This is a genomic window from Spirosoma sp. (genome assembly GCF_048594605.1).
Taxonomy (GTDB): domain Bacteria; phylum Bacteroidota; class Bacteroidia; order Cytophagales; family Spirosomataceae; genus Spirosoma.
On the sequence record NZ_JBMDWV010000358.1, the window covers coordinates 1 to 15,855 of the forward strand.

General features: G+C 47.6%; 13 protein-coding genes. 7 read left to right on the plus strand and 6 right to left on the minus strand.

Annotation, left to right across the window (positions count from 1 at the left end):
- Both ACOJS8_RS21875 and ACOJS8_RS21880 read left to right on the plus strand, forming a co-directional pair.
- Positions 1-1,415 (plus strand): FUSC family protein (locus ACOJS8_RS21875; RefSeq protein ID WP_420150685.1); only part of this gene is annotated, 1,415 nt, incomplete at its 5' end.
- Positions 1,416-1,434: 19 nt separating this feature from the next.
- A complete protein-coding gene (locus tag ACOJS8_RS21880; protein ID WP_420150686.1) occupies positions 1,435-2,052 on the plus strand; it encodes an exonuclease domain-containing protein in 618 nt (205 codons plus the stop codon).
- On the opposite strand, the gene ACOJS8_RS21885 is transcribed toward ACOJS8_RS21880, so the two are convergent.
- Positions 2,018-4,804 (minus strand): CHAT domain-containing protein, encoded by a 2,787-nt coding sequence (locus tag ACOJS8_RS21885; protein ID WP_420150687.1) that lies wholly within the window; start codon positions 4,802-4,804, stop codon positions 2,018-2,020. The two genes, ACOJS8_RS21880 and ACOJS8_RS21885, sit on opposite strands and share 35 nt — an antisense overlap.
- 36 nt (positions 4,805-4,840) lie before the next feature.
- The gene (locus ACOJS8_RS21890; RefSeq protein WP_420150688.1) at positions 4,841-6,721 is read right to left on the minus strand and encodes a S8 family peptidase; all 1,881 of its coding nucleotides are present in this window, start codon (positions 6,719-6,721) and stop codon (positions 4,841-4,843) included.
- A gap of 365 nt (positions 6,722-7,086) precedes the next feature.
- On the opposite strand from ACOJS8_RS21890, the gene ACOJS8_RS21895 reads away from it, so the two are divergent.
- Positions 7,087-9,300 carry a bifunctional alpha,alpha-trehalose-phosphate synthase (UDP-forming)/trehalose-phosphatase gene (locus tag ACOJS8_RS21895; protein WP_420150689.1) on the plus strand — a complete coding sequence of 738 codons (2,214 nt, stop codon included), beginning with the start codon at positions 7,087-7,089 and terminating at the stop codon, positions 9,298-9,300.
- Positions 9,301-9,343: 43 nt separating this feature from the next.
- Here ACOJS8_RS21895 and ACOJS8_RS21900 read toward each other — a convergent pair whose 3' ends face one another.
- Complete coding sequence (locus tag ACOJS8_RS21900) at positions 9,344-9,562, minus strand: hypothetical protein (protein ID WP_420150690.1); 219 nt, start codon at positions 9,560-9,562, stop codon at positions 9,344-9,346.
- 256 nt (positions 9,563-9,818) lie between these two features.
- Here ACOJS8_RS21900 and ACOJS8_RS21905 point away from each other — a divergent pair, with 256 nt between their 5' ends.
- From ACOJS8_RS21905 to ACOJS8_RS21915, 3 genes are all read left to right on the plus strand, one after another.
- A complete protein-coding gene (locus ACOJS8_RS21905; protein ID WP_420150691.1) occupies positions 9,819-10,496 on the plus strand; it encodes a response regulator transcription factor in 678 nt (225 codons plus the stop codon).
- Positions 10,497-10,537: 41 nt separating this feature from the next.
- Positions 10,538-11,902, plus strand: a complete 1,365-nt coding sequence (locus ACOJS8_RS21910; RefSeq protein ID WP_420150692.1) for a sensor histidine kinase — start codon at positions 10,538-10,540, stop codon at positions 11,900-11,902.
- Between the two features lie 106 nt (positions 11,903-12,008).
- A complete protein-coding gene (locus ACOJS8_RS21915; RefSeq protein ID WP_420150693.1) occupies positions 12,009-12,212 on the plus strand; it encodes a hypothetical protein in 204 nt (67 codons plus the stop codon).
- Positions 12,213-12,299: 87 nt separating this feature from the next.
- Here ACOJS8_RS21915 and ACOJS8_RS21920 read toward each other — a convergent pair whose 3' ends face one another.
- The 3 genes from ACOJS8_RS21920 to ACOJS8_RS21930 form a co-directional block, all read right to left on the minus strand.
- Positions 12,300-13,982 (minus strand): sodium:solute symporter, encoded by a 1,683-nt coding sequence (locus tag ACOJS8_RS21920; protein ID WP_420150694.1) that lies wholly within the window; start codon positions 13,980-13,982, stop codon positions 12,300-12,302.
- On the minus strand, positions 13,979-14,104 hold the full coding sequence (locus ACOJS8_RS21925; RefSeq protein ID WP_420150695.1) for a hypothetical protein: 126 nt from the start codon (positions 14,102-14,104) through the stop codon (positions 13,979-13,981). Before ACOJS8_RS21925 ends, ACOJS8_RS21920 begins: the two co-directional genes overlap by 4 nt.
- Positions 14,105-14,238: 134 nt before the next feature.
- The gene (locus ACOJS8_RS21930; RefSeq protein WP_420150696.1) at positions 14,239-14,835 is read right to left on the minus strand and encodes a tRNA-(ms[2]io[6]A)-hydroxylase; all 597 of its coding nucleotides are present in this window, start codon (positions 14,833-14,835) and stop codon (positions 14,239-14,241) included.
- Positions 14,836-14,971: 136 nt separating this feature from the next.
- Between ACOJS8_RS21930 and msrA the strand changes: the two genes are divergently transcribed.
- Positions 14,972-15,631, plus strand: a complete 660-nt coding sequence (msrA, locus tag ACOJS8_RS21935; RefSeq protein WP_420150697.1) for a peptide-methionine (S)-S-oxide reductase MsrA — start codon at positions 14,972-14,974, stop codon at positions 15,629-15,631.
- The last annotated feature ends 224 nt before the right edge of the window (positions 15,632-15,855 follow it).

The window sequence follows — 15,855 nt, forward strand, 5'->3', positions numbered from 1 at the left end:
CATTTACCGATGTAGTAGACCTGTACGAGCAGATTATTGCCATGTATTATGATTATTCGTCGATTCGGGAACGCTTCGGCAAAACAGACGTACTTGACACTATTGCTCGACTCATCCGCCGACTGTCGATTGAACTGGATCATATTGGATTAGCGGTTCAATCGCCGGTCCATTTTCACAGACCTGTCGATCTTACCCCGTCGCTGGCTGAGCTGAAGCGGAACATCGACGCGCTCGGCGATCAGGAAGGCAGTACGCTCGTTCTGAAGAAAATACTGGTTAGCCTGCGTACCGTTAACCAACGCGTTACGACGCTTCAGAATAATCTATCCAAGCCCGATAAACGACCAGTGCGTACGGACGATATTGAGTACGGTCGTTTCATTTCTCATCAGGTTATTGATATTCAGTCGTTCAAGGATAATCTCACGCTTAATTCATTGGCCTTCCGACATGCTGCCCGGGTCGCGATTGCCATGCTGGTCGGGTACGTAGTAACCCAGTTGCTCTCCTACGGACACCATAGTTACTGGGTTTTACTGACAATTACCGTCATTATGAAACCTGCTTTCAGCTTAACCAAGCAACGAAATATTGAACGAATCAGCGGTACGTTGCTGGGTGGAATTATCGGTGTCTTGATTCTGGCCTTCGTACCCAACAAAACAGCGCAGTGCGGGTTTATGGCGCTGTTTATGATTGGCACCTACAGCGCACAACGTATCAACTATATTGTTATGGTTATCTGCCTGACGCCGTTCGTGCTGATTATGTTCAACTTTCTGGGAGTGAACTACCTTGGCGTCATTGAAGAGCGCTTATTTGATACAGTACTAGGCGGCTTCATCGCCTTTATTGCGAGTTACTTACTCTTTCCACAATGGGAATCAGAGCAGTTAACCAAACCCATGCAGGCTGTTCTACAGGCAAATGTCCGGTACCTTCAACTTCTCCTCGACAGTTTGGCGGGCCGCCCAATAGACATAGAAGAGTATAAACTGGCCCGGAAAGAAGTATACTTTACGTCGGCCAACATGGGAGCCGCTTTCGACCGTATGCTGTCCGAACCGAAGCATAAGCAACGTAACGAAAAGCTTATTTACCAGTTCGTTGTGCTCAATTATATTTTATCGGCCAACATTGCCACCATTACGTCAGATAGGCTGTCGGCTGCTGAACCGAAACCCTATTCGGCTACGCTAATCCGACCTGCCAAACGCGCGCTGTTTACCCTGACGGAAAGTCTGCACCGCTTAGGTATTACGTCACCCAAAACGGAGTCAGAACCGTTACCGACAGATACCAAAGTCACTACGTTACCCGCCGAAGACCAGTCAGTGGATGAACAACTAGCGTTTATTCAGCAAGTGAGCAGCGACATCAGCAAATGTGTGGATCGAATACACCTGGCGTAAACTCTGTTATTTTTTCATTATGGCTTTTTTAGTTCTTGATCTTGAAATGACTGGCCCGGAGCCAGATTACAACGAAATTATTCAAATCGGTGCTGTTCTTTTCGATGACAATTGGGTCGAGCGCGGACGCTATCTCACCAACGTTTATCCAGAAAACAAAGAAGCGTTTTCGTCATCATCCGAAAAGATTCATAACCTATCCCTGGCTGATCTGGAGGATGCACCCATGATTTACGACGTATTGCCCGAAATGGAAGAATGGATCTGCACACAACTGGGGATTCGGGTTCCGAAAGGTCAGTTGGACCGGACCCCGTTTCTGCGTGACGTCATTATCTGTGGGCAAAGTGTGATCAACGACATCAATTTCCTAAAAGAAGCGTACCGGTACGAGAAGTTAAAGTGGCCGTATTCCCGCGTACTGCTCGACCTGCACACGTTGGCTTATTTTACGTTCCGGGTGCTCAAAGCCAACGGCCGCAAAGCCCCTGATCGCCTGAGCCTGACGGCTATTGCGAATTATTTTGGCTTTGCCCGCGAAGACGGTTTTCATAACGCGCTGGAAGATGCCGTACTTACGGCGCAATGCCTGAAAGAAATCTTTAAACTGAGTGAGGCAATGAAACTGACAATTTAGGTTTTCTTTTTTTTGCGCGCCAAATCCATATACCTGAGCCGAGGAGGGTAAGAAGCGTAACAATGGTCACCCAGAAAGCATAGTCAGTACGTTCGAGAGGGCGCGTATCGCCCACGATAATCAGCCCCGCCCATATGTTGGGCGCTTGATTCGATTGATCGGCATTTCTGAGCCATTCCTGCTTGGCAAGCTGTAGCGCCACGTCTTTCGGATGGCCTTCATTTATGTACTTATAAAAGAGTTCGGTCAGTTCATAGGTGGCCAGATTTTGAACACTCCAGAGCGTCGTTAACACACTGGGAACACCTAACGTAGCAAAACCACGCGCTAAACTAAATACACCTTCGCCTTTTTGAACAGCGCCAATACCCGTTTTACAGGCTGCCAGCACCACCAATTGCGCGTTGGGCATAGCACCGTCATTGAGGTCGGACAGTTTTAATGTTGAATCGGCAAAATAGAGTTGAGGCTCTGCTCCCGCACTATCGGCCGTAGCGTGTGTAAACAATTGAATGACGCTGGCATGGGCGGCTTCTTTCAAAAAAGCCCGGCGCGTAGCGGCACTACGTGTTAGTAATTCAGGCGAATCAAAATATCCGGCAATACGTTCCAGCGATTCGTCTGAACGGGATAGCGCGACCTGATGTAGCGCAGGCGAAAAGGAAACAGGAGCGATTCCCAGGAATGTATACGGACTCGTTTTTTCCTTGTTTTCATTCCGTTGCTTCAGCAGAAAACGGGCGGAGTACGTATAACTGAATGCATAATCATAGACCAAGTAGGTGGATTTGCCTGCTTGCCGGGAAAGCGTTTCAAACGGCACAAACGACCCATCGGGCGAAACAATGACGCTGCCAGTTGGTAAATTAAGCGGAGCCAGCAGTTGGCTGTATAATCCGTTGCCTACTATCAAAAATCGATCCTGCTGAGACTTATACTTCATGGAATCAGGATTGGACAGCAGCCGCATAAATGCCTGCATATTTTGCTGATAGCTACGTAGCGACTTCCGGTATAAGAGGGATTTATCTGGCGTTACGCCCAGCACATACAGCGTACTATCGCCCACGAAATACGTAACAAACGACGCTTTCTGTTTCTTCAGATGCTGTCGCAGTTCGGCTAAGGAAGTGACAGTAGTATCGTATTTATAAGCGTAATACGCAGAATTTGATGCTTCCAGCCGTTTCCGAAATTTATCGAGGCCAGCCTGATCATTATCCAGAGCGAGCTGAGCGGATCTATAAGCCGGACTGTTTTTATGGGTGATTGTATCCAGATTAGCCTGCTGTTTGCTTACCTGTTGCACTAACCGATGCTCTTCTTCGATCTGCTGGGGAGAGAGTTTCTGCCGGGCACCTAGTTCGTTTACTTTATCAGCCAGCATAGCCGCCCGGCTTTTCTCAAAAAAACGTAACGCCTGGTCTGCATTATTCAGTTGAAGGCAGGTTTCAATGGCCCGTTCATACATTTCCCGCGTTTTCTCGCGCCAGTAAAGTTTCGATTTTTGCTCTATATGCTCCCAGTGCATAAAGTCAATCATCCGGTCGGCTACCTGATACGTTGCCAGCGCGTATTGAAAGCGTTGTTGATTGTTAGTTACTTTAGCATACTCAAGCCAGGTATCCGCTTTGTTCTGTATGAGTGTAAGCAGATACTCTTTTTGATCAGCCTGCTGAATCAATTGCGCGCGGGGCAGGCTCGTGATAGCCCGGTTGCTAAACCCAATAGGCATCGTTGTTAATGCCTGCTGATAGTATTGCTGAGCCTTTGCATACTCTTTTTTGTCTTGATACGTCTGCCCCAACTGCGTCAGGGAATAAGCCTTAGCATATAGATTCGTGTTTTTGTCAACTCCATACTGAAAATAAGAAATGGCTTGCTCATACTGATGGAGGAGCCGATAAATGGTGCCGACTGATACGGCATAGTTGGGTGCCGACGCATCCTGAATTTTCTGAGCAATCTCGAACGCACGCCGATAATAGCGTAATGCATCGGTAAGTTGATGCTGATTTTTGGCGATTGATCCTAACAATTGATAGGCTCTGGCAATCACAGCCGGATAAACGTCCTGCTCGGAAAGAGTTACGGCTCGTTCAGCCGCGATGCGTGCAGAACCATACATTTCTAATTCATTCAGTGCTTTTGCTTTCTCCTGTAGTAACTTCACCATCAGGGATTTAACCCCCGTACTGAGGGCCAGCTGCTCTCCGCGCTCAACACAGCTCAGCGCCTGATGAAAATCGCAGGCAGAGTAATATTCGTAGGCCATGTATAAATAAGCGTAACTGACCCACTGATCGGCCGAGCGGATACCCCGCCCCCACTTGATGGCCTGTGTCAATGTATCAATGGCCGGCATGTTCTGTTCGCTCAACAGCATACCTAATCGATATAGCGCTTTGGCCGGTTGATCGGCTGCTACGTCCGGGCGCTGGGTCAGACTCAATCGTACAGCCTGCCGCACCTCCTGCATGGCTGGAGCATAGTCATACCGATACAGATGTGCTAATCCTAATTCCAGCAGACCACTGATGTAGGTGGAGTCAGTTGGATAGCCAGCCTGCTGCCATTGCTGTTTCCAGGTTTGCAGCGCGTTAATCTGATTCCGCAAATCAGCCTGGGCAGACAACTGTTGCAACGTAGTCTGTAATTTCTGACGGGAAGGGCGCTGAGCCAGGACATGACAGCATAGCCCGGACAGTAATATCCAGGCTATGATACTATTACGTAACAACCCATAACCCATGCTAACCAGAGTTAGACAGTTTAAAGCCAACTTTTATCAGTCAACTGCATAACCGTCAAGATAATACCCTCCCTTCAAATACTCCTTCTCCAGGTTGTTGTCCGGCCCTTCTCCATTCATGGATTTGAGCAACTGCTGGCGAGCCTGGTCTATCTTCTCCCTTACACCAGAGTCTAGTAAAGCCAGTAAATCGGGGCGCGTGCGTAGCTGCCGAATAACAAAAGCCGATACGAAGGCACAGGCATACGAACTACCCCGTAGAATTGGTCCTTTATGAAACGGGTTCTGAAAATAACCAAATGTACTGACAACGCCAACATTGACGTATCGCTTTGAATAGTTCTCTACTGCTACGTATCCGGCGGTTGGAAGAACAGCCCCAATTACGTCGTCGGCACCTTCCAGGAAATTAAACAATCCGAAATCAATCGCTTTCGCCAGTGCTTTCCCAATAACAGAGTCTTGCTTTGGGGCAAGAATATCCTGCTTAAAATACGTTTTCCGGACCGAGGTAACCGCTATTACATTAGGAAAATCTTCGCTATAACAAGCCGGATATACCGGCTCATTATCTAAATTCCGGTTTTGGGTCTGGCCTTCATTGCCTGCTGCCGCTACCACAAGTACTCCTGCCTTCAGTAAAGCCTCTATTTTCCGTTTCACCAGCTCATTATCCTGACCAAAAATCCAGCTGGTATTCACAACGCGTATCTTTGAGGATTTGCAGCGCCTTAATATGTAGTTAAACCCGTTTAATACGTCGAACAACGTAGCAAAACCGATGTTGTCGAATACTTTAACAGGCAGCACAGGTGCCTCATCGCCATTTTGCTGAATGATTGCCGTAATGGCTGTACCATGCCGGGCAGCCAGCATACTTTCTTTATCAGCAGGGTTCTCAAAAAGCCGAAAATCATCGAAAGGGCTGTTCATTACGTTAACATTCGTGCACGGCATCACGGGGTTCGCGTTCGACAGGAGTGGCATTGCATTGATGAAGCTTTGCTCACGGTACGATAGCAACGCGCAGTACCCGAGATGATTGTCAGCCATGTTGCTTTCACAATCGGGATCAGACTGATTCTGATACGATAGTATGAATCGCCGTTCCTGACCATCAGCATCCCGATACGTATAAGGCGGCCATTCATCTTCTTCACCCTGATTGAGCAGATTAAATTTAAGGCCCGTATCCATCACCGCCACGGCCAAACCATTATCCTGGTCACTATACTGCTCATAATGAGCAACATCGCAACTCGTAGCAGGCCTGAAATCGCTGGGTTGTTTGTTTAATGGCCCAACGATACCAGCGGGTGGGCGGGCGGGCGGATTATTCGGATCGCCCGTTCTGTCACAAACCACCAGGTAGTTATTCTCCTGCGAGTCGAGCACAATGCTGTTTCCTTCTTTATCACGTAATTCCAACTCTGAAAACGGGGGCGTTTCGTGTTCCTTACCAGCTTCTTCCCAGTCCAGCAGAATAGTGTATTGCAACTGAGCTCCCTCACCTTCCGGATCAGGACAGTCGCTTCGAATAATTCGGTTGGCTCTGTCCCTTTTAAGCGATAACAGCTCTATAGATGGATACAGGCCATCGGGTCGGGTAAAAATACTGAGCGGATCATTTGACTCAAGATCATCGCGTGTCAACCGGTCATATAATAGCGGGGTTAACGTAACGATTTTCTGACGTCGAACAGCATACTGGCGCATTCCACTTTTAGGGTCAGTAACCAACTCAATCCGATCATTTTTGAACCGCAGGCGCAAATCATCATGATCACGATTGCTCTTGTCGGGAGGACGGTGAGTGATATCATCCGGATGAGGCCGTCCCTGAGTGGGCTTGACTTCAACGGGTACTTTCCCAAAGTTTGGAATGTCGAGATTAAAGTGAGTGGGTTTAGTAGACATGAGAGTAAGTAGTAAAAAGATAGCGCGCCAGGTATAGTTTCCGCTTTTGTCTTCTTCTAAGTTCTTGGAAACCAATTCCCCAAGCAATTATTTCATCTGGCTTTTATCCAACGGTAACTATCTCCTGAATCGCTTTTGATACCGTACGAACGTAGTACAGATGGCTTGCTTTTGGCAGCTGGCTCACGTACCGGATTTGTCGTGATTTTCTTCTCAAAGGGTAACAAAGCTTACTTGTGTTTAAACAGAACCTTACTCAGGTGATCGGTTTCTAAGAACTTTCTAAGTATTACTTAAGGCCATTTTAAGCGAACTACCCGTCTTTTGTTATAAGACCACGCTCTATTTTAGGGCACAAAAAATACATGAGCAATCTTGATGAAACATTTAAACGTCTAATTATAGTAGCCTATCGATTACCATTTAGCATCAAAAAAACACAGGACGGACTTTCCCTTTTTCAGAACTCGGGCGGACTTGTTTCGGCCGTTCTCTCCATGGCTGAGCAAATGGGCCAGACTGCTGGTAGCCATGCGCCCAAGATACATTGGGTAGGCCACTGCGATAACAGCCTGAAAGATATTCACCAGTCTGTTTTTGAAAATGAGAATTTCGTGGCCCATCCGGTCTTTGTCGACGACGATGTACACCAGGCTTTCTACGAAGGTTTCTGTAATGACTTGATCTGGCCCCTGTTTCACTATTTTCCTTCGTACGCTTCGTTTCAGGATAATTATTTTGAGGCTTATCAACAGGTCAATACGCGTTTTCTGCAAGAAGTAGCCTCGATTATCGAACCTGGCGATCTGATCTGGATTCATGATTCGCAGTTGATGCTCCTGCCTGATATGATTCGGCAGGCGGTTCCGGACGCCAGTATCGGCTACTTTTTTCACATTCCCTTTCCTACTTACGAAATCATTAAGCTTTTGCCCCGTGCTTGGCGGCAGGCCCTTCTTACGGGAATTCTGGGCGCCGATATTGTTGGCTTTCACACAAGCGACTACGTACAGCATTTTTTCCGTAATGTCTCGGAAGTACTGAGCCTACCGGTTATCAATGGACGGGTTATATTGGACAATCGATCGGTGTTAGTCGGTAATTTCCCGATCAGCATTGATTTCACGAAGTTTGACGAGACCAGTCAGAGTCAGGCTGTTATAAATACCCGGGAAGAGTATCAGCGTCTACTGCATCAGGACAAAATTATTTTTTCGGTTGACCGGCTCGATTACGCCAAAGGCATTACGTATCGGCTCCAGGGATATGAACGTTTTCTGACCCAGCATCCCGAATGGCACGACAAAGTAACGTTTGTTATGACGGTGGTGCCCTCAAGAGACAAAATCGGGCATTATCAGGAGATCAAACGGGAAATTGAAGAAACGGTAGGACGTATCAACGGTTTATTTGGTACAATTGGTTGGCACCCAGTTGTTTATTCCTATATGTCGTTAACATTTACCGAGCTGTTAGCTTTGTATACCGGCTGCGACGTAGCACTCATTACGCCTATTCGCGATGGCATGAACCTGGTTTGTAAAGAGTTTGTAGCCAGCCGTCACGACAATCAGGGGGTATTAATTCTAAGCGAACTGGCGGGAGCCGCTCAGGAGTTACCCGATGCGCTGATTATCAACCCAACCGACACCCAGGAAGTAGCATCGGCCATCAGACAAGCTCTGGAAATGCAGCCTGAGGAGCAGGCCCAACGCATGAAACCAATGCGTCAGCACATTCAGAACCACAACGTATTTCGGTGGAGCAGTGATTTTCTGGCGGCTTTTACCCAAACGATGGAAAACCCAATTCTGGAAACCAACATGCCCGTGCCGGATTTTCTGGAAGCGTATCAACAGGCGAATCGTCGGTTGCTGCTGATTGATTTTGACGGCACACTTGCTCCAATTGTCAGTGACCCGGCCAAAGCGCACTTATCCGAAACAATGCGACCAGTCTTACACCGATTAGCCGAACAGAGCGACCTGGTCATTATAAGCGGACGAAACCGATCGTTTCTGGAAAACACCTTCCGGGGGCTTCCCGTTACCCTGGTTGCCGAACACGGCGCCTTCATAAAGAGAGCGAATCAAACCTGGCAACAGCTCGACCTATCCGATCAGGACTGGCTTGAGTCTATCCGAGCCACTATGCGCGAATACAGTGATGCGCATAGCGGCTCGTTTATCGAAGAAAAAGAAACGGCAATTGCCTGGCATTACCGCATGGTTCAGACCGACGACATCGAAGGGAAAGCGGTTGAATTAGCCACGCGCTTACGTAGCACACCAACCTCCACCAAGCTGACGGTTATTCAGGGGAATAAAGTTGTAGAAGTAAAAGCGGCACAACATAGTAAAGGTACTATCGCCCAGAAGTTATATGAGCAAACGGCTTATGATTTTATTGTCAGCATTGGCGATGACACAACTGACGAAGACATGTTTCGGCAATTACCCAACTGGGCTTATACCCTGAAAGTCGGTTCTGGTGTATCGTTTGCGCGGTACAGACTTGCTCGTCAAAGCGATGTTGAAAGGCTGTTGGAGTGTCTTGACGAAACAATGGTTTCGGTCTGATCCTGCCCGGCAAAAACGTAGCGTTCTGTTACGATGCTTGATCTCATTTGACGGTTTCGTCAGGATAAGCGTTGTCAGGTGTTTTGGATGAAGCCTTGAGCGATTCAGTCTCTCGTTCTCTTTCAAAACGATCCATTAGTTTTCGGTAATAGGGCGGCATTTGACCCATGTTTGACGACTGGCATCCGAACCAGGCATGGGTCAAATAGCTCATAACGGCTACCGCACTGACTAAAAGGGCAGCGATGAAGAAAACAGCCATGTATTTGCCGGTTTGTGATCGTGGTACGTCAGCGGATAATAATTGCCTCGACCTGGATCTGTTGATAAGACAAGCATTTACAACATGCTCATTTCCGGTAAAGTACAGGCCGGGCTATAAGGATGGGCTTAGATAAACCTTAGAATTTCATTAGACCCTGAAAATCAACCTGCTTCCGGCGCTGGATAACCAGAATCCGTTTAAAGGGTTATCTAATTGATTCACTCGTTTTATTTTGCTTACGCAAGCCCTTATTATGAAACTCCTGGTTGTCGAAGACGAATTCAAAACATTGCAGGCTATTCAACAAGGGCTGGAAGAAAGTCAGTTCGAAGTCGATATTGCCTACGATGGGCTGATTGCCAAACGGTTAGCGCTTAAAAATAACTACGCGGCCATCATCTCCGATGTTATATTACCAGGCTTAAATGGATTCGAACTTTGTCGGCAACTACGTTCGGAGGGGTTAACAACGCCTATCTTGTTACTAACCGCGATGGGCGAAGTGGACGATAAAATTTCTGGCTTCGACTCGGGTGCTGATCAGTATCTGACAAAACCATTCCATTTTTCTGAACTGCTGGCCCGAGTACGATCCCTGACGAAACGTAGCACACAGGTAGCCATGACCTACCAGGCGCTACGTTACGGTGGGGTTGAAATGAATCTGGACGCAAAAACCGTTACACGCGACGGGCAGCCAATCGATCTGACCGCTCGTGAGTTTGCCCTGCTGGAATTCCTGATGCGGAATCAGGGCCGTGTCCTGTCAAAACCCGCCATTGCCGAACACGTATGGGATCAGAATTTCGATACGGGCACCAACGTAGTGGAAGTTTATATTAATTATCTGCGCAAAAAAATGGACAGAGGTTTCCCTAAAAAGCTGATTCACACGCACTTTGGCATGGGGTACATCCTCAAAGAAGAGTAAGGTAAGACGGATACATAAAAAGTGAAATGCCTTTCAAAAACATGACCATCCGCAACCGTCTGACGATACGTTTCACGGCCCTGGTTTCCAGTATTTTACTTCTGGCTTTTGTGAGCATTTACGCCTTTTGCTGGTACTTTACCTCGTCTGATTTTTACCGTCGTCTCGAACGTAAAGCCAACACAGCAGGGAATATGTTGATCCGGTATCGGCTGGATGCTCAACTTATACGACAACTGGGGCAGCTACGTAAAGATCAATTGCCTAATCAGAAAATTACCATATTCGACGGCCGCGACTCCGTCATTTTTGTTTCGCAGGAAGACATTCCAATAACGGCTCCTAAATCCGTTTTGGCCAAGATTCGACAGAACAACAGGAAAGATTTTCAGCTGGATGGGTATTCCTTTTCAGGCATTCGATTCACAACCACTTCCGGACAGTACGTTGTTATGGCAAGTGCAATTAATACCTACGGAAATCAATTCTTACGGAGTCTTCTATGGTCATTGATTGGCTTGTACTGCCTGATTGCCAGCATTACGGCTTTCTCTGGCTGGCTTTTTGCTGGCGACGCCCTGCGCCCAATGCAACAGATTGACCAGACTGTCAGTCGTATTTTTCCCCATAATCAGGCCGAGCGTTTACCGATAGATCGCGACGATGACGAAATACGCCGATTGTCGGTCACCATCAATCGTTTGCTGGACCGTATCACGGAATCATTTCAATTACAGCGAATGTTTGTCGCCAACGTATCGCATGAACTAAAAAATCCGCTTACCCAGATCAGCTCACAGTTAGAGGTTAGCCTGTTAAAACAGCGCGATCCGGAGACCTATAAGCAAACCATTCATTCGGTACTGGAAGACATTCGGGACCTTTCGAGCTTAACCCATGAATTGCTGCAGCTCTCGCAGCTGAATCAGGACAATGCAGAAGAATTGTTAACGCAGGTGGTACGTATGGATGAGCTTGTGTGGGATATCCAGGACGAGGTGAATGCCCTCAGTCCGCGCTATAAGGTAACGATTAAATTCGGCCCCCTACCCGACGATCCCGATCAGGCATCTATTCGTGGAAACAAGGCATTGTTGAAGACAGCCCTTAAAAACTTAACCGAGAATGCCTGCAAGTTTTCTAATGATGGCCGCGCATTGATTCAAGTCTATTTTGAGCAGCACACTCTGAAAATTAGTGTTCAGAACCAGGGACAGCCTATTCAGGCCGACGAACTACCTTACATTTTTGAGCCGTTTTATCGAAGCCGCCAGACGGCTGATGTACGCGGATATGGGATAGGCTTATCGCTGGTAGAACGTATTGTCCGATTGCATAAAGGACGTATCTCGGTTAGCTCTGAACAAGGCCAATCTACTCTGTTCAGTATCGAACTACCGCATTGATTATATCACTCTAAGCAGATTCTAAGGAGTTTTTCAGTGGATACTAATTCCCAAAGGTCAACTTTGATGAAGATATTCAGAGAATTATCAGGAAAATTCTACCGGTATGACTTGCGCTACACATCTTCATCTGTATTCTCCTTTTCTACCACCAATACGTTTCAGGCGCGGTAATGATCAGAATAAACCACCAAACCCATTCGACGAAAAACCCCGAAAACCTGATTGGCTGGTCCTGTTCATGAGCGCACTGTTTTTGTTAACTCTTCTTATTGCCTGGTTAGTGGATATTCCCGGCTTGTTTCGATAACGTAAGATTATTAGCGGCAAACAACGTAGCGAAATCGCTCTTCATTCCGTTTTCCAGTCTTATTGCTACGTTCCCCGAAGACATTCCTTAACGATACACCGCTCGCTGCAATACCCAGGCGATTCCAACGACGAGCAGGCATCCAATTACGTTCAGCCACAGAAAGGCGGTCAGTTCCCAATACCAGCTTGCAACAACCAGAACTTCGGAAACAATAGCGGCCCAGAACGTAGCACGTCCACCAATCGACCTGACGTAAAATGCGACGACGAAAACGCCCAGAATAACACCGTAAAAGAGTGACCCCAGGATATTAACGGCCTCAATCATGCTTCCCAGCTGCGTAGCAAACTGCGCGACGATGATGCAGAAAATACCCCATCCAATTGTGGCCCAGCGAGATACATCCAGGTAGTGCTGATCGCTTCCCTCCCGCCGAATGAGCCGCTTATAAACGTCGATCACCGTCGTAGACGCCAACGAATTATAAGCCGATGCAATTGACCCCATCGATGCACTGAAAATGACCGCAATCAGCAGACCAATCAGTCCATGTGGTAAATAATCCAGGACAAAGCGCAGAAATACATAATTCACGTCGTTGGTATCCGCCGACGGGTTATTTTTCTGGATAAGCTTCGTTACGTCCGTTTTAACAGCTTTCAGCGCGTCGTCCGTTTCGCGAAGAATTGTGCCTGCGGCTTCCTGACCGGCTTCATCGTTCGTTTTTAAAGCCGCCTGCATGTCAATGACGGCGCGTTGCCGCTGCGTAACTAGGTTCTGGTGTTTTATTTCAGCAAGCTGATATTCGCGGGCATACGGACTTTGCTTTAGACGTTCGGTTTCCTGCTTGTTGAAGAACGTTGGTGAGGGATTGAACTGATAAAACACAAATACCAGCACACCAACTAATAAAATCAGAAACTGCATTGGCACTTTCAGAAGGCCATTCATGAGCAGCCCCAAACGACTCTGACTGATGCTTTCGCCCGTTAGATATCTGGCCACCTGCGACTGGTCGGTACCGAAGTAAGAGAGCTGAAGAAAAAAACCGCCGATCAGTCCCGACCACAAATTATATCGACTGTTCGGATCAAAGTTAAGATCGATCAGATTCATGCGGCCAGCTTTCCCGGCTACGTGCAATGCATCCACAAAACCAACGCTTTCGGGCAGCATTTTAACCGTCAGATAACCAGCCACAGCCATCGCGAACGTAACAATTGCCATTTGCTGCAAATGTGTATAGGAGATCGCTCTAGTACCGCCCGTAACGGTGTACACTAGGACAATTCCGCCCATTAACAGGTTGGTCCAGTAGATGTTCCAGCCCAGAATAGTGGAGAGTATAATGGCTGGCGCATAAATTGATAGACCCGTTGAAAGGCCCCGCTGCAACAGAAATAAACCCGATGTGAGCGTTCGAACCCGGACATCAAACCGGCTTTCGAGAAATTCATAAGCCGTGAAAATCTTCAGCTTATGAAAAATCGGTACGAACGTAACGGACAGCACAACCATCGCCAGTGGCAGGCCGAAGTAAAACTGCACAAACCGCATTCCATCGGCAAAACCCTGCCCCGGTGCCGACAGAAACGTAATAGCGCTGGCTTGCGTCGCCATTACCGAGAGTCCTACGTGATACCAGGGTAACGACTGACCAGCCAGCAGATAATCGTCCATGCTATGGCTTCCCCGGCTCCTGACTACGCCATAAACAATAATACCCAGTAAGGTCAGTGCTAATACGCTCCAATCCAGAACACTCATGACAGCCAGCGCATTAGAACATAAAACAACACGATTTCAGCAAGTAAGCTACCAACAACAATAGCGTAAAGCTGAGTCCAGGTGCGGGCGAAAGGAGGTAGATCTGTAGGCTTCTCAGGCATGTAGGAAGGGGTTGTCTGTCTATAACGGCGAAAATAGCAGAAAACGATGTATCAGCTCAGATTATCACATGAACGGACTTCTGATGAAGCTTACGCGTTATAAATTTTACTCGAATGCAAAGAATAGGCATTCATCAATGCATCCGATCGCCACGAACTTCCAGATTGGCCATAATATCGGCTTCGACGGCCAGAAACTCCTTCCACCGTTCCCGAACGCGCTCGGCGGGTAGGTACGTTTCGGCGAGTTCGATGAAATTCCGGTAATGACCTGCTTCCGAAATCATGAGTTCGCGGTAGAATTTCTGCAAACCTTCGTCGGCAATATGTTCGGAGAGCAGTTTGAACCGTTCGCAGCTTCGGGCTTCAATCAGCGCATTCATCAGCAAATTGTCCATCAACTGTTCTTTCTGATCGCCAATAGAACGACGTAGCCGGGAACGTAGCTGATTGACGTATTCGTCTTTTCGCTGCCGACCGAGGGGAATATTGCGTTTACGAAGCTCTTTCAGGACCCGCTGAAAATGCCCCCACTCTTCGGCCACAACCGGCGTCAGAACTTCTACCAATTCTTCCTTATCGGAATACTGTACGATGAGCGAAATACAGGACGAAGCCGCTTTCTGCTCGCAGTAGGCATGATCGATCAGGATCTCACCAATGTTCATTTCGGCGATGTTCACCCAGCGGGGGTCAGTAGGTAATTCAAGCCCTAACGTAGTTAAACTCATAAGTCGTCGGTCGATGATCGTCTGGTAGGCAAAGGTAGCCAGATACTACGTAACGCGGATGAGCTTCGTTACGTTAAGCAAAGGTCCGATAACCTACTGCTGCGATTTTGTGTTATTTCAACGTAGCAGTACATCAATGAAATTGTTTCTTCAATTCTTATTCTGGGGCTTTTTTATCGGCTTATCAACTGGTTGTAATCAGCAGCCATCCGATAAACCGACCAATACAACTATAGATATTAATCCGGCTAAACTACCAGCATTACGTCCGGGTGAAGCCGTGGCAACCGTAGCGGGTGGTTGTTTCTGGGCTGTACAGGAAGAAATGAAATCGCTGAAAGGCGTTCGGGAGGCCATCTCCGGGTATGCAGGTGGCGATCTGGAATACCCGACTTATGAGCAGGTCGGCACAGACCAGACCGGCCATGCGGAAACGGTACAGATTTATTACGATCCGAACGTGCTCTCTTACGACGTACTGCTGGATGCATTTTTCGCTGGTCATGATCCCACGCAGCTCAATCGACAAGGCCCAGATGTCGGGAAGCATTATCGCTCGGTGGTCTTCTACCGCACACCAGCTGAAAAAACACGGATCGAATTAGCTATTCGCCGGGAGCAGGCTCATCATAAAGCACCGATTGTTACGCAGGTTATTCCATTTAGTGCCTTTTACCCCGCTGAGACGTACCATCAGGACTATTATCGCCATAATCCGTATAATTTGTACATTCACCTCGTCTCGGAACCGAAAGTGGAGAAGTTTCGGGATAAGATGGAACGGTGGCTGAAATAGTTCGGCCCGTCCTACAACATTTTGTCAAGTCCCGCAACCGTTCGGCTTAAACGCATGGTGTGGGATCGCACAGAACCTCGTAAAATTGCTACGTCTTTCACGAAAACGACAGACAACTATGCCAGAACCAGACAAATCGATTGGCCGTAAAATCCTGAGTTTCTTTATCAAAGATGAAGAAACGGGCAACGTATCAACCGGTACGCCCCCTGTTGCATCCACTG